Annotated in this window: 19 protein-coding genes; 6 read left to right on the top strand and 13 right to left on the bottom strand. The window is 34.9% G+C overall.

Translation table 11 applies throughout. From position 1 onward, the window contains the following. Positions 1-3: 3 nt before the first annotated feature. The 3 genes from Q0358_RS02545 (at position 4) to Q0358_RS02535 (ending at position 3,350) form a co-directional block, all read left to right on the top strand. Positions 4-540, top strand: a complete 537-nt coding sequence (locus tag Q0358_RS02545; RefSeq protein WP_299546699.1) for a PAS domain-containing protein — start codon at positions 4-6, stop codon at positions 538-540. Further along, positions 537-1,916, top strand: a complete 1,380-nt coding sequence (locus tag Q0358_RS02540; RefSeq protein WP_299546697.1) for a methyl-accepting chemotaxis protein — start codon at positions 537-539, stop codon at positions 1,914-1,916. Before Q0358_RS02545 ends, Q0358_RS02540 begins: the two co-directional genes overlap by 4 nt. A gap of 366 nt (positions 1,917-2,282) precedes the next feature. Then, positions 2,283-3,350 carry a tyrosine-type recombinase/integrase gene (locus Q0358_RS02535; RefSeq protein WP_299546695.1) on the top strand — a complete coding sequence of 356 codons (1,068 nt, stop codon included), beginning with the start codon at positions 2,283-2,285 and terminating at the stop codon, positions 3,348-3,350. Here the strand turns inward: Q0358_RS02535 and feoB are convergent. The 13 genes from feoB to hemJ all read right to left on the bottom strand — a co-directional run bounded on the left by feoB (position 3,321) and on the right by hemJ (position 18,243). Beyond that, complete coding sequence (gene feoB, locus Q0358_RS02530; RefSeq protein WP_299546692.1) at positions 3,321-5,453, bottom strand: ferrous iron transport protein B; 2,133 nt, start codon at positions 5,451-5,453, stop codon at positions 3,321-3,323. The genes Q0358_RS02535 and feoB overlap by 30 nt on opposite strands. Beyond that, entirely contained in the window at positions 5,454-5,681 is a 228-nt protein-coding gene (locus Q0358_RS02525) for a FeoA domain-containing protein (RefSeq protein ID WP_299546690.1), read from the bottom strand. It lies immediately after the preceding gene. Positions 5,682-5,801: 120 nt separating this feature from the next. Continuing rightward, positions 5,802-5,936, bottom strand: coding sequence for a hypothetical protein (locus Q0358_RS02520; RefSeq protein ID WP_299546688.1), 135 nt, complete (start codon positions 5,934-5,936; stop codon positions 5,802-5,804). Between the two features lie 127 nt (positions 5,937-6,063). Then, positions 6,064-8,136, bottom strand: coding sequence for a DUF262 and DUF1524 domain-containing protein (locus Q0358_RS02515; protein ID WP_299546686.1), 2,073 nt, complete (start codon positions 8,134-8,136; stop codon positions 6,064-6,066). Positions 8,137-8,181: 45 nt separating this feature from the next. Then, complete coding sequence (gene guaA, locus Q0358_RS02510; RefSeq protein WP_299546684.1) at positions 8,182-10,890, bottom strand: glutamine-hydrolyzing GMP synthase; 2,709 nt, start codon at positions 10,888-10,890, stop codon at positions 8,182-8,184. A 116-nt stretch (positions 10,891-11,006) separates the two neighbouring features. Further along, positions 11,007-11,789, bottom strand: a complete 783-nt coding sequence (locus Q0358_RS02505) for a 2-amino-4-hydroxy-6-hydroxymethyldihydropteridine pyrophosphokinase (protein WP_299546682.1) — start codon at positions 11,787-11,789, stop codon at positions 11,007-11,009. Positions 11,790-11,850: 61 nt separating this feature from the next. Beyond that, a complete protein-coding gene (locus Q0358_RS02500; RefSeq protein WP_299546680.1) occupies positions 11,851-13,038 on the bottom strand; it encodes an MFS transporter in 1,188 nt (395 codons plus the stop codon). 9 nt (positions 13,039-13,047) lie between these two features. After that, positions 13,048-14,325: an arsenic transporter gene (locus Q0358_RS02495; RefSeq protein ID WP_299546678.1), complete on the bottom strand. Its 1,278-nt coding sequence runs from the start codon at positions 14,323-14,325 to the stop codon at positions 13,048-13,050. Between the two features lie 10 nt (positions 14,326-14,335). After that, positions 14,336-14,656, bottom strand: a complete 321-nt coding sequence (locus Q0358_RS02490; RefSeq protein ID WP_299546676.1) for a metalloregulator ArsR/SmtB family transcription factor — start codon at positions 14,654-14,656, stop codon at positions 14,336-14,338. 10 nt (positions 14,657-14,666) lie between these two features. Beyond that, complete coding sequence (locus Q0358_RS02485) at positions 14,667-15,608, bottom strand: permease (protein ID WP_299546674.1); 942 nt, start codon at positions 15,606-15,608, stop codon at positions 14,667-14,669. 56 nt (positions 15,609-15,664) lie between these two features. Further along, positions 15,665-16,393: a bifunctional demethylmenaquinone methyltransferase/2-methoxy-6-polyprenyl-1,4-benzoquinol methylase UbiE gene (gene ubiE, locus Q0358_RS02480; protein ID WP_299546672.1), complete on the bottom strand. Its 729-nt coding sequence runs from the start codon at positions 16,391-16,393 to the stop codon at positions 15,665-15,667. Then, a complete protein-coding gene (gene argH / locus Q0358_RS02475) occupies positions 16,393-17,802 on the bottom strand; it encodes an argininosuccinate lyase (RefSeq protein ID WP_299546670.1) in 1,410 nt (469 codons plus the stop codon). Before argH ends, ubiE begins: the two co-directional genes overlap by 1 nt. Positions 17,803-17,811: 9 nt before the next feature. Then, positions 17,812-18,243 (bottom strand): protoporphyrinogen oxidase HemJ, encoded by a 432-nt coding sequence (gene hemJ, locus Q0358_RS02470; protein WP_299546668.1) that lies wholly within the window; start codon positions 18,241-18,243, stop codon positions 17,812-17,814. A gap of 151 nt (positions 18,244-18,394) precedes the next feature. On the opposite strand from hemJ, the gene Q0358_RS02465 reads away from it, so the two are divergent. The 3 genes from Q0358_RS02465 to Q0358_RS02455 are packed head-to-tail and all read left to right on the top strand — an operon-like array spanning position 18,395 to position 20,436. Then, a complete protein-coding gene (locus tag Q0358_RS02465; RefSeq protein ID WP_299547037.1) occupies positions 18,395-19,033 on the top strand; it encodes an amino acid ABC transporter permease in 639 nt (212 codons plus the stop codon). Between the two features lie 3 nt (positions 19,034-19,036). Beyond that, a complete protein-coding gene (locus Q0358_RS02460) occupies positions 19,037-19,690 on the top strand; it encodes an amino acid ABC transporter permease (RefSeq protein ID WP_299546666.1) in 654 nt (217 codons plus the stop codon). Positions 19,691-19,695: 5 nt separating this feature from the next. Beyond that, complete coding sequence (locus Q0358_RS02455) at positions 19,696-20,436, top strand: amino acid ABC transporter ATP-binding protein (RefSeq protein ID WP_299546664.1); 741 nt, start codon at positions 19,696-19,698, stop codon at positions 20,434-20,436.

Raw genomic sequence — 20,436 nt, 5'->3', positions numbered from 1 at the left:
TAAATGGAATCCACATTAAAACTCTTAGAGAACGAAGTTTTATTAAACGATGATACTCTAATCACTTCTAAAACTGATTTAAAGGGCAAGATTATTTATGGAAATCTTGATTTTATTAAATATGGTGCTTATAGTGAAAAGGAATTTTTAGGGAAGCCACATAATCTTGTGCGTCATCTCTTTATGCCGCGTGCTGCTTTTAAGCTTTTATGGGATGCAGTAACAGCAAAACAGGAATTTTTTGCTTTTGTTTGCAATCTCTCTAAAAACCGTCAAACTTACTGGGTTTTTACTAATGTAACTCCTTCTTATGATGAAAACGGAAAAGTTATTGGCTATTACTCTGTGCGTAGAAGACCCAGCAAAACTGGAATTGAAACAATTATAGAAATCTACAAACAATTACTTTTATTAGAAAAAGAAAAGGGTTTAGAAGCTAGCGTGCAATTTGTTCTGGATTACTTGGAGCAAAATAAAATCAGTTGGAATGAATTTATTATCAATCTTCAAAAACAGGCTGAAGTAGGGGGTTATCGATGAAAAATTTGTTGATGATTGGGATTTTCTTTTGTGTAATTGGCTTTGCAACAGAGATGTTTGCTCAAGGGATTGAAGTTTATTTAGTGTTTTATGTGCTAGTTGCTATCATCCTTGGATATGGAATCGTAAAATTCACAAAGCGTGAGAGTGCTATTCAGAATATGCTAAAGGTTACTAGAGAATATCAAAAAGGACGATTTGAACAACGCGTATTGCATATTATTGAAGGTGATGCAGATTTATACGAAATGGCGAATAACTTAAATACAGTGGCAGATAATTTAGAAGCTTTTATGCGCGAGATTAGCACAGCAATTCACAGCTCACAAAAAGGTGAATATTATCGTTTGGCATATGCACAGGGCTTAAAGGGAGCATTTATTCAAAACATTAATAATATCAATAAAGCTTTATTGAAAATAGAAGAAAATGCAAAGGCAAATATTCAAAATGCGCTTGCAAAATCATTGCTTGATATGAGTTTGGGAAGTCAAAATGATAATTTAACAAAAATTTCATCAGATTTAGATGGAGATATACAACAACTTGATATTGTAAATGATAATGTTACAAATATCACAAAAAGTGCAAAAGATTCTCAAAAAGATGTAGAAGGTATCACGGAATCCATTGATGCATTAATGGCAATTATCAATGATAATCTAGCTACTGTAGATAGCTTCACACAAAAATCAAAAGATATTAGTTCTGTTGTAGATATTATTTCTGATATCGCAAATCAAACAAACTTGCTAGCATTAAACGCTAGTATTGAAGCTGCTAGAGCAGGGGAGCATGGAAGAGGATTTGCTGTTGTGGCTGATGAAGTGCGTCAGCTTGCAGAAAAAACACATAAAGCAACAAATGGAATCTCAATGGTTGTGCAAAATATGCAACAAGAAATTGCTGAAATCCAAGATAATTTTGCGCAAATTTCAGATTATGCAAACTCGACACATAGCAACATTACAAATTTTAATGAAGTTTTTGGAAAAATGGAGCAAACTACTGCAACACTTCAAGAAGTCTTTAATAAGCTTTCTTCGCGTTTATTACATAGCATTTCAAAGCTTGAACACATTGTGTATAAATCTAATTTATATTTGAGTTTTAATTTAAGAAAGGAAACTTGCAACTTTAACGCAATTAATCCTATCTCCAAATACTTAGACGATGAAAAAATGCTTTTAAAAATTGGGAATCTTGATATTGAAGGGTTAAATCAAACAAAAATTGCATTACTTAAAGACACAAATTCTGCACTTGAGAAATTAAGTCATACATTAACTAAAGAAAATGTGGAATCTATTATTGAAACTTTTGAAGATATTGAAGAATCTTCTAAACACGCAATTTCTCTTTTAGATTCTCATTAATATAGATTGTAAAACCTAAATGCACCTGTTATTAAAGAAGAGTTAAAAGAGAAATTAAAAAATGAACTTACAACTAAGGATTTTGTAAAGGCTGAAATTGTGGATTATTATCTCAACAGAAGTGATTTCAGCAGTTACAATTGTACTTGATATATTTGTAAGACAAAAATATTTGAATTATTTTTATATTGAAAACTATAATTTTCAAACTTTTTTTGTTTCCATTTTTGGAGACTTTAAATGGAACAAAAAGCTACTCTATTTAGAATCTAAGACTTATTTTTTTGATTTAATGACTTTTTAGATATAATCAAAGCCTATATTATAGGTGCAAACTCACACGACAAGTAAATCTAAGGAGATCTAATGCGTTATGAAATTGATCATTATGATGATTTCAATAAAAATCTTTTATTTTGGTTAGAACGCTTTATTTACAGCAAAATTAATAGCCTATCAAATCATCAAGTGAAAAATAAAGATGAGATTTTAAAGAATCTTGCAAAGTTTCGCAAAGGTTTTGATACTATAGAATCCCTACAAAATACATGTAAAGAATGTCGCAATATTGGTTTAATTGGAATTAATACTTATATTATGCCACTTAGTAAATTATATGAATATCTTACCCAAATTGGTTTAGAGAGTTTAAAAAATGTAGATGAAGAATTGCTAAAAGAGTTTTTGACAATTCACACAAGCGCATTATCTGATGCAACAAAAAAGAATTATCGTATGGCTTTATTGAATTTCTTTAGCTTTATTGATAAACAAAATGAAGATGCACAAGGCACTTCTTATAATTTTCGCATTACACTTAAAAACTGGGGTGGTTTGCGCGGTAAAAGTGGGCAAAAGCTCCCATCTTTCATGAATGAAGATGAAGTGCATCGCTTTATTTTTGGTATTAATAACTTTGCGTTTAAGCATCAGGATTTGGGTGCTAGAAACCGATTAATTTTAAAGATTATTATTTATACTGGGATCCGTGTTGGTGAAGCTTTGGGATTAAAACTAAAAGATATTATGCAAGATAAAGAATTTTATCTCATACAGGTGCGTGGTAAAGGTAATAAACCGCGCGTTGTAATGCTAAAATCTAAAAATATAGATATGGATTTAGAACTTTGGAAAAGCACTCGTGAAACAATGCAAGTTGAAGATGATCTACTATTTTGCAATCACAAAGGTAAAAAGCTAACTCAAGCTTATATTAGCCGAATTGTAGAGCAAGTTTTATTGGCAAATGGTATTAGAAAAGAAAAAAATGGCGCACATATGTTACGTCATAGTTTTGCTACCCTACTCTATCAAAAAAGCCAAGATTTGGTGCTTGTGCAAGAAGCTTTGGGGCACGCAAGCTTGGATACTTCGCGCATTTATATGCATTTTGATAAGCAAAAGCTAAAAAAGGCTACAGAAATCATCAATTAAACCCAGCGACACACTTCCAATCCACGCCACAATATATGCCACAATGCAAGTAAATAAGAATAGATATATAATATATTTAAATCCACCGGCTTCTTTTCCAAAAACAACAGTTGCTGCAAGGCAAGGATTATAAATCATTATAAAAAGAATAAAAGCCACTGCATTTTGTAAAGGGATTGCATTTTGAATTGCTTCCATAAGATTTTCGCTTGTTTCATCGACATCACTACCAAGCGTGTATAATACGCCCATTGTAGAGATAACTACTTCCTTTGCTGCAAGTCCGCTAAGTAAAGATACACTCATTTTCCAATCAAATCCAAGTGGGGCAAAAATAGGTTCTATTGCCTTTCCGGCAATTCCTAAGTAGCTATTTTCAATCCGTTGTTCTTCTAGTGCTAGCTGAAGATTGTCTTTATTTTTTTCTGTGATTGCTGTTTCAATCTTTTGATGAAAAGATTCTTCAAAAGATTCTTGTTTAGGGTAAGTGCTTGCAAACCAAACCAAAACTGATGCAGCTAGAATAAAGGTTCCTGCTTTTTTGAGATACATTTTTGCCTTTGCGATGATAGAAAACCATACAAGATTCCAATTTGGCATACGATATTTTGGCATTTCCATCACAAAGGGTTCATCAGGTCCTTTAAAAGCAGTTAAGCGCAAAATTTTTGCCATTACAAGTCCAATCATTGCACCTAAAATATAGATTCCAAATAGCCAATTTCCTGCTTCACTTGCTGGGAAAAATGCACCGACAAATAGCACATATACAGGCAATCTTGCCCCACAGCTCATAAAATTAACAATAAAGAGTGTTAAAAGTCTATCTTTTTGACTCTTTAGTGTGCGTGTTGCCATAAATGCAGGGACAGAACAACCAAAACCTGTAACCAATGGGATAAAGCTTTTTCCGTGTAGCCCAAATTTATGAAAAAAACCATCCAACAAGAATGCAACGCGCGCCATATAGCCTGTTGTTTCAAGCAATGCGATTCCAAAGAATAAAATCACAATGTTTGGCAAAAACAACACAACTGCCCCAACGCCACCTATGATTCCATCAGCAAGTAAGGAGGCAATGTCGGTATTGTTGATATTTTCTTTAATACTCTCTCCTAGCCATCCAAAAAAACTTTCAATTAAATCCATAGGTAATGCACCAAGCGTGAAAGTTAGCTGAAAAAGCAACCACATAAAAAACAAAAAAATAGGAATCCCAGCATATTTGTGAATTAAGATTCCATCAATACTGCTTGTGCGGTTGCGTTTAGAAATATTTTCATAACGCACCGATTCTGTAATTAAACCGCTAACAAAGGCGCGTAAATCATCTAAAAAGATTTCTTGAATGCTTTGTGAATCAAATGTCGCATACAATGTATTTAATGAATTTTGTAAAACTTTAGAAAGCTCCATCCAAATTGGCTTTTTGCTTAGAATTTTAAAAGTTTCTTCATCTTGTTTAAGAAGTAGAATTGCGATTTGACGCGTGCTTAATCCTAGAGATTTCACGCTTTTATCTTTTTTTGCCTTCAAAAACCCTTCAAGATGTAGAATTTCATTTTCAATCGCATCACTATAAATGCGCTTATTATTTCTTTGTTCTTTCTTGTAGAGTTCTATGATATTTTGAAGAAGCGCAGTAAAATTCTCTTTTGTGTGTGCAGAAATTTGCACACAAGGGATTCCAAGAAGTTCTTTTAATATTTGCTCATTGATATAAATCCCTTCTTTGCGTGCTTCATCACTCATATTTAAGGCAAGAAGTATCTTTTTTTGTGTATCAAGCAACTGTGTGCTAAGTTGAAGATTCCGCTCTAAATTTGTAGAATCCACAACATTTACAATCACATCATATTCGCCACTTTCTATAAACTCTTTGGTGATTTGCTCTTCTTTAGAATAACCATAGAGAGAATAAGTCCCCGGAAGATCAATGATTTGAAATGTGTAGTCTTGATACTCTGTTTGTGCTTGCGCTTTTTCAATCGTTACTCCTGTGAAATTACCCACCTTCATATTTGTGTGGCATAAAGCATTAATAAGAAGGCTTTTTCCTACATTTGGCTGTCCAATAAGCGCAATTTTAATGATTTTTTGCATTTATTCTTCCTTTTTTACCAAAATAGATTCCGCCTCTTCAGCACGCAATGCAACACAACTTCTATCAACTTCCACTAAAATTGTGGAACCTCCAAGGGAGCTTTTAATGCGCTTGATTTGCTTGGATTTAACAATTCCAAAACTAAATAATCTCTCACGCATTTTCAAATCTGCTTCAATACACAAAATAACACCCTGCTCATTGTCCTTTAAAGAGTTTATTGTCATTTTGAAGTCCTTGAATATAAAAATAATTTTTAAAATTATAAAAATTTGTAGTTTATATTCATATTAAAACTTAACTTCAACAGCTAGCTAGAGCCTTTTAATATGGAATCTATTTTAAATTTATATCATCAAAGCAACATTGGGACTAAATGAATCATTTTCTCTTTCTTGTATCCATTTTTGATTAAGCTTTATTGCTTCAATACTCTCATCAATGCCGATAAACTTTCTCCCTAAATTTAGTGCTTCTTGCAAAATCCACCCCCACCAAAGAAACAATCCATAACTCTAGAACCTTCATTTGATGACATCGCAATAATACGCCTTAACATCAATTAGTCCAGTTTATTCCAATCTATCAAACTCTTTTTTTGGTATATTTTTAATCCAATTGTCTTTCTAGAGCTTGTCGTATCAAGCCCAAACAATATGGAATCTCACTTTTAGAAGAAAGTTTTATCTCAACATCACCATTGCCCCAAGTGCCAACATTTGTTACATCTCGTGCTATTTTTTTCTCATCTTGCAATGTAAATATATCAATATTCAAATAAAGTTTTAATTCACTTTTTAATACAACTACATCTACAAAATTTGTGTTAAGTTTATAGGCGATATACTGTTTTGTAAAATTTTCTGTTATGTTTTCATCAAATGCTAAAATCCCTTTTCTCAAGATATCAAATATTTCCCTTGTATCTTTACTAAAGTGATAGTTGCTTAAATCATATTGCTGTTTAATTTTTGGTTTATACGTATTATATGTTGTTTCATCTAATGATGGGATAATCCATATTTTTAGAGATAAATCTGCTAAGGCATTTGCTCTTTTTAAAATCTCACTTTCATTCCAATTTTCTAAATTTCTTAGGTTTTCATTTAATCTCAAGGGGCTTTCTTTAAAGCCACCTTTCATATCTCTCTTTTCTTTAAAGGATTTATCTCCATATTCGGAGTTATACCCTGTTAGTGTAAGATTACCTATTGTATGCAGATATTTCTCATGTATATCTTTATAATTTTCACCTAAATCTTTTTGCCATGCCAATGATAGATTTTCATTTTGTGGCATTATATGTTCTATGGTGTATTCATCTATATTAACTTTCTCTTTTCTTTCAAAGTTTTCCAATTTCAAAAAGGCATAACTTCTTAATGCAAAGCCATAAAAATCTTTTCTTATAAAAGATTCTCTAAATAAATTGTCGTTTGGAAATATTCTTGTGTGCTGAAAAAGTAAAAATTGTGCTTGCACACTTTCAAGATATTTTGCCTTTTTAACATTTTTCAAAAAAGCAGAGAATGTTTTATTTAAGCCATTAGTGCCAATACCACAAACCGCCCTTCTAAAAATATAACTTTCTATAAGCGATAAAATACAAATAAAATCTTGTTTAGATAATATATTATCCGCATAATCATTGTAAAGCTCTAAAAGCATAGGATATGCTGTGTCTGTTTTTAGAGATAAAAAACTTCCGAATGCTTTACTTAAACTATTGTCTTGTTCTTTTTGAAAAGCAATACAACAAAAATAATCACAATATTTTTGCAAATCCTGCAACAAAGTTTCTATGTCTATTCCGCTTTCTTGTTGATAGATTTTAAACGCTTCATAAACTCTTGAAATGTTTGGAATATCTTGCGTCTTTAATGTGAGATAATGTCGTACAAAAGCGTTAAAATATGTCTCTAACTTATCTTGTGGAAACGCTAATTCCATAGCACGCCAATATTTCTCATATAGTCTGTTTTGTTCTTTAGATTCTAATCCCATTAAAATGTAGTTTCTAATTAAATTTGTTTGTGTGAGATTTTTTCCTGTGGAGTTCATACTTTCAAATATTAATTGCGGATTATCCTTACCTCTCTCTAATGAAATAGAGACAATCATAAGTTTTTCAAGTCCTATGCAGATTTGTTCTAATTTATCTTTATTTTCTAAAACAACTTTTTCGAAGAATATAAAGTTATCTGTTATTCTGCTTGATGGCTTATTTGGCTCTCTTCTATCTTTATCAATGAGGGCAAGTAGAGTATCTTTATCATTTTCAGAAAGTATGAGTTTATATTTTCTCTCATTTTCTTCATCTCGGTTAATGAGGTAGCGATTATCTATTTTAATTGCAGAAAACTTACCTAAAATTTCTTGTTTATCTTGCAATATATTTCTTAATGCAATAAGAAGAAGTGTAATTGTAGTAAGTCTTTGTTGCCCATCAATCACAAGCAATTCATTATGCCCTACTTGATAAATATCATTTGCTACAAATACAATAGAACCTATAAAATGCCCCTCTATCTTTCCGCTTTGCCCAATTTTTAGAATATCCTCCCACAATTGCAAACATTGCTTTATATCCCAGCTATATATCCTTTGATATACGGGTATCACAAACTGCGTATCTTGCGCTTTTGCAATAAAATCTAAAAATTTAATGGCTTCCGCTTTCAATTTTGTCTCCTTTTTTGATTATAAAAATTATGCACAATATAAATTCTACTCCCACTCAATGGTTCCGGGTGGTTTTGAAGTAATGTCATACACTACGCGATTAATCCCTGCTACTTCGTTAATTATGCGGTTTGAGACGCCCTCTAAAAATGCGTGTGGCAAGTGTGAGAAACTCGCTGTCATTCCATCCATCGCTTCCACTGCTCTCACACAAATGGTATTATCATAAGTGCGGTTATCGCCCATTACGCCCACACTTCGCACATTTAAAAGCACGCAAAATGCCTGCCACACGCTATCATACAAGCCCCATTTATGGAGCTCTTCTATGAAAATAGAATCCGCTTCCTTTAAAAGCTCCAAATCCGAGCTATTTACCTCGCCCATAATGCGTATGGCAAGTCCGGGTCCGGGGAAAGGGTGTCGCATAAGCATAGATTCAGGCATTCCAAGCTCCCTGCCTAACGCTCTTACCTCATCTTTAAAAAGCTCTCTTAAAGGCTCGATTAGCTCAAATTTCATCCACTCAGGCAGTCCGCCGACATTATGATGGCTTTTTATTGTCTTGCTTGGTCCTTTTACGCTTACAGATTCTATGACATCAGGATAGAGTGTGCCTTGTGCTAAAAACTTTATCTCGCCTTTTGTGTTGTGCTTTTTGGCTTCTTTTTCAAAGACTTCTATGAAAGTTTCACCGATGATTTTACGCTTTTGCTCAGGCTCTGTTACGCCTTTTAGTCGTCCTAAAAATAGCTCACTAGCATCGCTTACAATCAAAGGCACTTTAAGATTTTCTCTAAACATCGCTTCAACGGCTTCTCTCTCGCCCTTTCTTAAAAGCCCCGTATCCACAAAAACAGGGATAAGATTCTCCCCTATGGCACGGTAAAGAAGCGTGGCTACAACACTAGAATCTACCCCCCCACTCACCGCACACAGCACTTTAGAACATTCAGCTTTTGATGATAAATTTGTCTTACATTTTGCATTAAAATTATTAGCATTCTCACATAGCACTAGCTCATCGGTTTTCATTACACAATGCGCCAATTCCTGCCCCTTATAATGCTTCATATTTTTCCCCACGACACGCATTCCAAGCTTTTTGGCAAGTTTTAGTGAGGGCATATTGTCTTCTTTAACTAAACAGTAAAGCTCCTTTGTGCCAAGTTTATTAAAAGCATATTCTGCACACGCACTTGCCACTTCAAGTCCCAGACCCTGCCCCCAAAAACGATGATTAAGGATATAGCCAAGTTCTAAAATTTCGCACCGAGATTCCATAGTAGAATCTGCTTTGTGTTGAGCTTCATCACTTACAAGTGCGATATTCTCATAGTTTAGTCCTGCATTACCGATGATCTCGCCACTTTCCTTATCTATCACAGCCCAAAGTCCAAAGCCATATTTTTCATAGCGTTGCAGTTGCTGCTCTATCCAATCTTTACATTCTTGCTCACTAAAGCCGTGTCCCCACGCATACATCGTTTTCTCATCTAAAATCTTTTGCAAATTATCTAAGTCATCAAGATGGTATTGTCGCAAATAAGTTCTGGGTGTTTCTAAGATAGATATAAAATCTGCTCTCTTTTTATCAGTTTTCCCAAGCACCTTTTCTCTCAATCTCTCAATCTCGCTTTCCGCAAAATTCCGCATATTCCAGCTTGTATCTGCCCCGCAAATCCCCACGGCAAAGTTTTTCAAAATCTCCCCGCCGCACTCACTATGCACCACTTCAGGGTGAAACTGCAACGCATAAATTTGCCTTTTAAAATCCGCTATCGCACAATAATGCGTATTCCCACTTTTGGCTAACTCCACAAATCCACTAGGCAAGGCTTCCACCTTATCTGCGTGGCTCATCCACACAATAGAATCTTGCTTGACATTGTGAAATAAAAGATTATGTGATTGTAATTTGGATTCCAACTTTTTGCTATCTACTTTTAAATGCACTATTGGAAAGTCCCTACCCTTAGAGTCTTTTTGACTTCTACTTATTTCTCTAAAACCAAATTGCGCATAAAACTTAAGCCCTCTAGTATTTTCTGCATTACAATCCACAACAATACTATCATACTGCTTTAATGAACGCACAAACGCTTCATGCAAAAGCGCAGTCCCTACTCCACGCTTAAAAAACTTTGGATGCACAAAAAGCATTTCAATACGATTATGCTCCATACCCAGAAATCCTAAAAAAGTCTCATCATCTGTGGCAACAAGCGTGCTTTCTGATATTCTCAAAAGCTCACTAACTTCAGATTTAAGCGTGGCAATATCATTTTCTTTTAAAAATTCGTGGCTACCTCTTATGGAATCCTCCCATAAATCTACCAATGCTTCTAATGGCATTGTTTTATGGTTAAACTCACTAAAGGTCAAGCTCTCTTCTAAATTTAAGATCTCAAGCACTGCTTTACCAAACTCTTGCGCTTCTGCTCTCACCACGCTTCCGCCAAAAAAATGAGCAATATATTGCATACCATAGCAAATCCCAAGCACAGGGATATTAAGCTCAAACACAGCATTATCTGGCTTATATGCCCCATCTTCATACACGCTTGCAGGTCCACCACTAAGAATTATTCCTTTAGGATTTTTTACTTTTATGGAATCTATTTTTTCAAAATAAGGAACAATCTCCGTATAAACGCCATATTCACGAAGTCTTCTAGCAATTAATTGTGTATATTGTGAACCAAAATCTAAAACCAAAATTTCAACATTATGCGTAGGCAGAGAATGTAGCATATAGACACCTTTGTAAATAAAAAATTATTTGCAAATTGTAACAAAATGAAGTTTAGAGAGAAGTTAGCAATTCTTAATTTTCAAATAAACAGGGCTTATATAAGCCCTGCTAAACCTTAAAACCAAGGCATTATATCAGCATCTGTGCGTTTGCGGATATTTTTCATTTGATAGAAGCCAATGACCCACAACACAAAAGCAGCAAACATCAATAGCCAACCTATCATAATTAATGTTGTCAAACTACCAAGAACATTTACATAAAATCCCCAAAGCAAGAATTTCTGTTCAGTAATAAAAGCTAATTCTCTAAAGAATAAAAGCTGATAAACAAATGTTGCAATACCACCAATGATAAGCAATATCATTGCCATAGTAAATCCAAATCCTCCAGCTGAATCATATCCAGAAATAAAACCAACTAGTGCGCTACCGCCAAAAATCATAGCCAGAATAAATGCCACAGCAAAAATCACCATAGAGAGAATGAAATTTTTTAATAAAGTCTTGCTTTCACTCGCGTGTCTTGCCCCAAACACAGTCAATACATACACCACAAATCCAGAAATCAATAAAATAGGTCCAAGCACCCAACCTAAAAATGGGATTAATGAAATAAAACCAGCTCCAAAATAAAGCCCCATAGCAAGCAAGAACTTAAAGCGAATACTTTGTGTATCATTTGACATTAATTGCCCTTTGATGTTTGCTATATTAATACTCGCACCTATGATGAAAATATTTTTTGCCGCCTTTTCACTCACTTCAAAATCCACTTCACAGCCCGTGAGATTCTGAGGATTTCTGTCTTCTAAATTAACTATATCATTAACTTCAAAAGTATAACGATTTCCATCTTCACCACTAATTAAGCCTAAAGCTAGAACTTTACCCTTCATAATTTTCCTTCCATTTAGATTTAAAAGGTAACATTATGCAAAAATAAATATAAAATTTGCCTTACCTATGAAAAATTGTATAAGAAAACACCCAAATCAAAAGTCCAAAAGCCGCTACAAAAGCTAATGTCAAATACGCATAAAAATATCCAAAATATTGTGCGATATATCCTCCCAAGCTCCCGCTCAAAGCCGCCCCAACCCCACCAAAAGTCATCACACAAGCAAAAGCAGCATTGATATGCCCACTTCCACGCATAAGCATAGCCACCAAAAGCGGTAAAATCACACCGACAATCCCAGCCCCAACACCATCTAAAATCTGCACGATTATCATAGCTAGTATCCCATCAAAATGTGCCGCCACACCCCCACGCACGATAAGCCCAAAAAGTGCAACCCCCATAAGATACACATAAATATGTGAAAAATGCGGATTCTCTTTTGTCTGCAATAATCTCATACACAATAAAGAGATTCCTATCATCGTGCATTGTGCGATAAGAATAGTCGCTGCCGCATACGCACCGCTAGAATCTATGCCAAGAGTATGCGCTCTTTGACTAAGCAAGGGAAGCATATAGGCATTGCTTAGATGAAAGCAAAACATCACCACGCCTAAAAATAGCACTCTCACATCGCCTAGTGCCTTACGCAGTGGGATCTCCACTCCTTCTTCCTTGCCACAAGCTACTGCGTGATTGATTTGTGAGCTTTTAAGCAAAGCTAAAAACACTAAAGCACACACTCCCATAAGAGCTGTGATGATAAAAATCGCTCCAATGCCATAATCAAGCGCAAATACAAAACTAAGCCCTGCGCTAAAGGCTGTGCCTGCGTGCTTGTAGGCTTCATTGAGACTAATTTGTTTGCTAAATCCTTTTTGCCCTACAATCCCAAGCGTAATAGCACTAAAAGCAGGGGCAAGACACACCGCACATAAGGCGATGGCAATTTGAGCTGCAAGCGTAAAAGTAAAATGCGGATAAAAATAATTCGCCCCTGTTGCTAAGACAATCCCCACGATACATAAGGCGATAATCCCTCGTTTAAAATGCGTTTTGTCAATCAAAACTCCAAGAAAAATCCCAAAAATCAAAGCACACAATGATGCACTTGTGGTAATTAGCCCAATTTGTGATTCTGTGAATTGATGCTCTTTTAAAAATACGCCAAGATAAGGACCAAGCCCATCATTGACATCAGCGATAAAAAAATTGAGCCAAGCAAGAGCAAAATAAGCACTCATCATCTCTCCTTATATCATCATATAAACCCAAAGTCCCAAAAGCCCGAAAAAAAGCACAAAAGGCACGATAAGCAAAGCTACTAGCATATATTGCAAAAAGCTAATGCTAATCCCATAGCGTTTAAGACTAAAAAGCCAAAGCAAAGTAGCAAGTGAGCCAATGGGCGTGAGCTTTGCCCCGACATTGCAGCCTAGCAAATGCGCAAAAATAAGTGCGTTGCTAGAATCCTTTAGTGCTAAATCCCCTAGCATAACCATAGGTAAATTATTTATCACGCTAGAGCCAAGACTTGAAGATATACCTACGCTAAAGATTTGTGCAAATAATGGCAGGGTATCAAAATGCCTAAGCCCTTCAGCTAGTAGCCCAACAAGCCCCATATTGTTTAGCCCAAATACCACGATAAACAGCCCCAAGCTAAAAGTTACAATGCCTAAAGGGGCAAGTTTGAGCATTTCTTTAAGCACAATTTTGTGCGTTAGGATTCCACACAGCGTGCCTAAAAATGCCACGCCTAGTGTGAAAACACAAAGAGCAATGTTAAATTTCTCCCCGCCAATAATACCAAAGAGCAAAAGTAAGGTTAAACCAAAACAAAATAGCGTAATGCTAGGCTTTGGCAAAGCTTGTGTATGCACTTTAAATTCTAGTGTTTTTGGGAGCTTGCGTGTAAAGAGAATCCAAAATAACATAAGAGTAGCAAGGATCACAAAAAGCTGCGGCAATGCCATAGCCAAGGCAAAATCTATAAATGTGATTGTAAAAAAATCTGCGGTGATGATGTTTGTGAGATTTGAAAAGATAAATGTATTTGAAGCAAAATCACTCATAAACCCCACAAATAGTAAAAAGACAATAAGCGGAGAGCGTGAGAATTTGACATTTTTGATATGGGTTAAAAGCGCGATGATTAGAGGCGTTAGGATTAAAATCGCCCCATCATTAGAAAAAAATGTCGCCAACACACTTGCAAGCACACCTATAAAGACAAAAAATTTCCAAGTTTGTAAATGTAAAGTTTGCTTATGCGTAGAAAGCCTTAGCGTGTAGTGGGCTAAAACTTCAAAAAATCCAAGCTTTTCTAAAGATAATGCAAAAATGATAAGCCCAACAAGGCTAAAGGTGCTATCCCACACCATACCCCACACAAATCCCACATCGCTTAAACTCACAAAGCCAAATCCCAAGCAAAGAGCTGCCCCAAGAGAGCTATACACCCACAAAGGCAAATTAAAAGGACGGATATAAATGCAAAGCAAAGTGAGTATAAAAATGATAAAACCCATACCTTCAGCCTTATTGAGAAATTTTACAAGAAACACGCACCAATGGTGGAAGCGTTATTTTCAAATGCTCTAATTCTTGTAATAAAATCGCACATAATGGACTTAAGTCTTTTTTGATTCCATAATATGCCCAAGTGCCTTTACGCACAAATTCTAAAAATCCTGCATCTTTGAGAATTTTCAAATGCCTTGAAAGCCTTGATTGAATCATATTTAAAGAATGTTGCAAATCACACACACAAAGCATATCTTCTTGCGCTTTTAAGAACATAAGAATTTCAAGGCGACTTTTATCATTTAAAGCCTGCATAACTCGTAAAAAATCTTCCATTGTATCTCCTTTAATAAGTTAAAAATAGCGTAAAATAGCCAAATATAATCGCACTGCTCAATACAATGCCAACAAAAATAACCAAAAATAAAAAACGCATTTTAGATTTTAGCAAGATCAATTCAGGCAAAGAGCAACCCCCACCAGCAATTAAAAAGCTCATCACAATTTCCAGTGGCACACCTACATCAAGCAATGCAACTCCAATGGGGATTATGGCTTCTACACGCACATAGAGAAAAATCCCAAGTAATGCGGCAAGTATGATTCCAGTGCTTTTAAATTCTGCGATAAAATACAGAGAATCTTGTGGGGCAAATCCCTTTAGCACTGCACCAATAAGCATTCCAACAACCAAATACACAAAAACTTTTTTATACTGAAACAATGCTTCATTAAATGCTTTTTTTATGGAAATTTTTTTGGGTTTTTGAACAAAGATTAAAGGTTTTTGCATTTGAGGCTTTTGCAGAAGTAGGGGTGTTGGCTTTGGCGAAAAAATGGCATTGTCTTTCAGCAAAAGATGAGTGGGGATTTTGGTAAGATTCAAAGCGACAAAAAATACAAATAAGATAATAAATAAAGCATACACACTTGCTAATTTTCCTCCAAATGTAAATACAATCATCACTAAAAGCACAGGATTTAAAAGTGGTGAAGTGAGCAAATATGCACAAGCAATGCTTAATGGAATCTTTGCTTGTAATAAGCCATAGAATAATGGGATTGTAGAGCAGGAGCAAAAAGGCGTTAATGCACCAAGTAAAATAGCTTTGATATAACCAAAAATATTATTTTTCAGCGTTTTTTGAAGTAGAGTTTGGAATCTTTGCTGCAATAATGCTACGCAGCAGCTGATTGTCAAAAATAACAAAGAGAGCTCTATAAAATAGAGAGAAAATATCCACGCTGTTGTAAGTAATTTATCTACAAAAACTTGCGGGATCTGCATACATACTCCTAGCAATTTTTATTTTGAAAGAAGTATAGCAAAGCTATATCAATAAATCAAGTTTTATTGATATAGCTGCAATTTTTTGCAATGAATAACGTGCAAACACCTGCAGAAAATGCTTTCGTATAAAGAGTTTTAAAACCAGCTTTGCTAAGTTCAAAACTCAATTTATCTGTGGTTAAAAACTCTTCAATAGAGTCCGGCAAATAACGATATGCACGATAATTTCTTGATAAGATTCCACCAACAAAGGGTAAAATATTTTTTGTATAAAACCCCATTAAGCGTTCTGCAAAACTTGGATTTTCACATTTTGTAAATTCTAAAATCACTAAGATTCCATCTTTTTTAAGCACTCTTGCAAATTCGTTTAATGCTTTCTCGCGCTCCACTACATTACGAATTCCATAAGCAATACTTAAAATATCTTTGCTCTCACTCTCTAATGGTAGCTTTGTTGCCTCGCATTGCATAAAGCAAATCTCTGGCATTTTTTTGCGTGCAACACTTAGCATTCCCTCACTTGGATCAAGTCCAACAATGCTTTGAATCTCTATGCTTTCTTTTTGCGCATTTTTTTGCCAATGGCTTATCATATCCCCTGTGCCACAGGCAATATCAGCGATTTCTAAGCCTTGATTTTTTGAGAGATTTTTAAAAGCTTGTTTGCACGCAATTTTGCGCCAAGCGATATCTATCCCACAGCTCATTACGCGATTTGTCAAATCGTAACTTCCTGCAATATCATCAAACATTGCAATAATTTCTTGTTGCTTTGACATCATGTGTCCTTTATGCTTGCTTTTGCAATCTCTAACCACGCATTTAGACTTTCAATTTGTGTAAGTGTAGATTGTGTAGAAGTTCCGCCATAAGAGTTACGACTATTCATTGAAGCATTTAAATCCAAGCTATTATGTGCTTCTTTTGGGATTTTAGAATCCACTGCACAAAGTTCTTCTACGCTTAACTCACTTAAGTCTTTCTGTAAAGACTCTGCACTTGCAACGGCTTTTCCGGTAATGTGATGAGCTTCTCTAAAAGGGATTCCACAATTTTTAACAAGAAAATCTGCTAAATCTGTTGCACTTAAATGCCCTACTCTACAAGCTTTTAACATAGAATCTTTATGGATTGTCATAGTCTTTAACAAATCGTCTAAGATTTTTAAAGAAATCTCAAGTGTTTCAAAACTATCAAAAACCCCTTCTTTATCCTCTTGTGTGTCCTTGTTGTATGCTAATGGTAAGCCTTTCATTACAACTAAAAGACTTATTAAATTCCCATACACGCGCCCACTTTTACCGCGTAAAAGCTCTGGCACATCTGGGTTTTTCTTTTGTGGCATAATAGAACTTCCCGTAGAATATGCATCACTTAGCGTGATAAATCTAAACTCATAACTGCTCCACAGCACAAGTTCTTCTGCAAGACGTGAAATATGCATAGCAAGCACACTTGTATCATATAAAAAATCAAGTGCAAAATCTCTATCGCTTACAGAATCTGTTGCATTAAGTGTTGGAGCAATAAAACCTAATTCTTTTGCCACAAAATGCCTATCTGCGCTATAAGGCGTGCCAGCAAGTGCAGCAGCACCAAGTGGGCAATAATTGTTGCGCTTAAAAGAGGATTCCAACCTTTCAAAGTCACGCATAAACATACACGCATAAGCACAAAGTAAAAAACCGAAATTAACAGGCTGTGCGTGCTGTAAATGCGTCATTCCCGGGAGCATTGTTTGTGTATGTTCTTTTGCAAGCTTTAAAAGTGTAGAGATGAGATTTAGCACTAAGTTGCGCAAATGTTTATTGGAATCCAAAACAAAAAGTCTAAAATCAAGTGCCACTTGATCATTGCGACTTCTTGCAGTGTGAAGTTTTTTACCTGTTTCGCCAATAATTTCAGTTAAACGCTTCTCTACTGCCATATGAATATCTTCATCGCTTAAGACAAACTGAAAAGCACCGCTTTTAATTTCATTTTCAACCTGCTCTAACCCCTTACAAATCAAATCTGCTTCATCTTGCGTTAAGATTCCACTTTTTGCTAGCATTTTAGCGTGTGTTTTAGAACCTAAAATATCCTGTTTATAAAGCTTCTTATCAAAAGGCAAAGAAGCATTAAATCTATCTAAAATCTCCGCCACACCTGCACTAAATCGTCCGCCCCATAGTTTTTGATTTGCCATAATGCACCTTTAAAATGGTTTTAAAATCACTAAAATTGTAATAAGGATTAATGCAAGCGTTGGCACTTCATTGTATGCGCGAAAAAATTTTCCACTTTTTTTGCAACGATTTTCTCTAAAAGCCACCATATAGCGATATAAACTAAAATGATAAGCTAACAACAGCACAACAAGTAAAATCTTAGCGTGCATCCAGCCGCCACCTGTCAAAAAACTAGGCTCTAATACAAGTAGCCAAATCCCAGAAGCAAATGTTGCAATTAAAGCAGGATAACCGATAAAATTGTAAAGTTTTTCTTCTTGGATTTTTACAACTTCCACAAAACCTTTATTTTCAATATGTTCGGCGTGATAAACAAAAAGGCGTGGTAGATAAAAGAGCATTGCCATCCAAGAGACAAAAGAAATGATATGAAAAATTTTCACATAATAAAAAATCACAACAACTCCCTTTAAAGTTATTTTCAAAGTTGTGATTGTAGCAAAACAGACTTAAAGCGGAGAAAAATTAAACATTTTTTTTGTATAATCCTAGAATTTTCTACAAGGAAATGTCTTGCCAGAATTGTTTTTAAGTCTTGATTTAGTATTTATGAAAAATGCGATTCCAACTTTTATAAAAGCTCTTTGGCTCACATTACATCTTTCATTTTTTGGAATCGTTTTTTCTCTTATTTTTGGATTTTTCATTGCACTTGTGCAGTATTATAGGGTGCGCTTTTTAAACACTCTAGCACAAGGTTATATTGAGCTTTCACGCAATACTCCCTTATTGATTCAGTTATTCTTCTTATACTATGGCTTACCACAAATTGGGTTAAAGCTAGATAGTTATACTTGCGCACTTATTGGTGTTGTGTTTTTAGGTGGGAGTTATATGGCAGAATCCTTTCGTGCAGGACTAGAATCTGTAGGGATAATTCAAATAGAATCGGGACGTAGTTTGGGGCTTAACGAAAAACAACTTATCTTTTTTATTGTTTTGCCTCAAAGTTTAATGGTGAGCCTCCCTTATATTGGCGCAAATGTGATTTTTCTTCTCAAAGAAACTTCTGTTGTTAGTGCGATTGCTCTTGCAGATGTGTTATTTGCAACAAAAGACCTAATAGGGAATTATTATAAAACAAATGAAACCTTACTTTTATTAGTGCTTTGCTACTTGATTGTTTTGCTACCTTTATCGGTGGGATTTTCTCTGTTAGAAAAACACTATAAGAAAACTTTGAGATAGGATATGGAAGTCTTATTCTTACCTCAAAATCTTTTAAGAATTTTACAGGGTGTTTTTGTTACTTTACAAATTGCATTTATTGCAATTTTGTTTTCTTGTTGTTTTGGTTTTGTTCTGGGATATTTAATGACCCTAAAATCCAAGTTTTTAAGAAGTATTTGTCGTTTGTATTTAGAATCTATACGTATTATCCCTATTTTAGCGTGGCTTTTTATTGTTTATTTTGGTTTTTCAAGCGTGATTAATCTAAGTGGTGTTGGGGCTTGTATTTTAGCTTTTAGTCTTTGGGGGATTGCAGAAATGGGGGATTTGGTGCGTGGAGCAATCTCAAGCTTGCCAAAACATCAAGAACAGAGTGCTAGAGCATTAGGGTTAAAAGAATGGCAGGTGCAAGTGTTTGTAATCTTCCCGCAAAGCTTTAAACGCTTGCTTCCAAGCCTCGTTAATCTCTTTACTAGAATGATAAAAACAACTTCTCTAGCAGCACTTATAGGAGTTAGCGATATGCTAAAGGTGGGGCAACAGATTATTGAAGTTAATCTCATAAGTTATCCTACGGCTAGTTTTTGGGTATATGGTGGAATCTTTATTATGTATTTTGCGCTTTGCTATCCACTCTCTTTGCTTAGTCGTCATTTAGAGCAAAAACTGATTTAAGGATTGTGATGGTTTTACTAAAATTAGAAAATATCATAAAAAAGTATGCAGATCATCTTATTTTAGATCGTGTTAGTTTAGAAATTAAAAAAGGTGAAGTTTGTGCGATTTTAGGACCTAGTGGCTGTGGAAAAAGCACTTTTTTACGTTGTATTAATGGATTAGAATCCATACAAGGCGGCAAGATTTATTTAGATGGTGTGCAAATTAATGGTGATGGTGTGAAAACAAAATGGAGCAAAGTGCGTCAAAAAATTGGAATGGTATTTCAAAACTATGAACTCTTTCCGCATTTAAATGTTTTAGAAAACATTACTTTAGCCCCCATTAAAGTGCAAAATAAAAGTATAGATGAAGCAAAAAAAGAAGCACTTAGGTTATTACAGCGTGTTGGATTAGCACACAAAAAAGATGCATACCCTAAAGAATTAAGCGGTGGGCAAAAACAGCGCGTAGCAATTGTCCGTGCATTGTGTATGAATCCAGAAATTATGCTTTTTGATGAAGTTACTGCTTCATTGGATCCTGAAATGGTAAAAGAAGTTTTAGAAGTCATCAAGGAGCTTGCAGAAAATGGTATGACAATGATACTAGTAACTCACGAAATGAAGTTTGCAAAACTCGTAGCAGATAGAATTGTATTTTTTGATCACGGAAAAATTGCAGAAATTGCAACACCTAAAGAGTTTTTTGCAAACCCTAAAAGTGAGCGCGCCAAAAAGTTTTTAAATATTTTTGAGTTCTAA

Source organism: uncultured Helicobacter sp. (assembly GCF_937893305.1).
Taxonomy (GTDB): domain Bacteria; phylum Campylobacterota; class Campylobacteria; order Campylobacterales; family Helicobacteraceae; genus Helicobacter_D.
Note: the sequence above shows the minus strand (reverse complement) of the source record. Positions and strands in the feature narration are given on the sequence as shown.

Coding starts and splice junctions, on each gene's coding strand:
- Q0358_RS02545 (WP_299546699.1), top strand. CDS start 4: ATGGAATCCACATTAAAACTCTTAGAGAACGAAGTTTTATTAAACGAT.
- Q0358_RS02460 (WP_299546666.1), top strand. CDS start 19,037: ATGGAAGTCTTATTCTTACCTCAAAATCTTTTAAGAATTTTACAGGGT.
- Q0358_RS02500 (WP_299546680.1), bottom strand. CDS start 13,038: ATGAGTGCTTATTTTGCTCTTGCTTGGCTCAATTTTTTTATCGCTGAT.
- feoB (WP_299546692.1), bottom strand. CDS start 5,453: ATGCAAAAAATCATTAAAATTGCGCTTATTGGACAGCCAAATGTAGGA.
- guaA (WP_299546684.1), bottom strand. CDS start 10,890: ATGCTACATTCTCTGCCTACGCATAATGTTGAAATTTTGGTTTTAGAT.
- Q0358_RS02535 (WP_299546695.1), top strand. CDS start 2,283: ATGCGTTATGAAATTGATCATTATGATGATTTCAATAAAAATCTTTTA.
- Q0358_RS02505 (WP_299546682.1), bottom strand. CDS start 11,789: ATGAAGGGTAAAGTTCTAGCTTTAGGCTTAATTAGTGGTGAAGATGGA.
- Q0358_RS02490 (WP_299546676.1), bottom strand. CDS start 14,656: ATGGAAGATTTTTTACGAGTTATGCAGGCTTTAAATGATAAAAGTCGC.
- argH (WP_299546670.1), bottom strand. CDS start 17,802: ATGGCAAATCAAAAACTATGGGGCGGACGATTTAGTGCAGGTGTGGCG.
- Q0358_RS02495 (WP_299546678.1), bottom strand. CDS start 14,325: ATGGGTTTTATCATTTTTATACTCACTTTGCTTTGCATTTATATCCGT.
- Q0358_RS02525 (WP_299546690.1), bottom strand. CDS start 5,681: ATGACAATAAACTCTTTAAAGGACAATGAGCAGGGTGTTATTTTGTGT.
- Q0358_RS02540 (WP_299546697.1), top strand. CDS start 537: ATGAAAAATTTGTTGATGATTGGGATTTTCTTTTGTGTAATTGGCTTT.
- Q0358_RS02485 (WP_299546674.1), bottom strand. CDS start 15,608: ATGCAGATCCCGCAAGTTTTTGTAGATAAATTACTTACAACAGCGTGG.
- Q0358_RS02465 (WP_299547037.1), top strand. CDS start 18,395: ATGAAAAATGCGATTCCAACTTTTATAAAAGCTCTTTGGCTCACATTA.
- ubiE (WP_299546672.1), bottom strand. CDS start 16,393: ATGTCAAAGCAACAAGAAATTATTGCAATGTTTGATGATATTGCAGGA.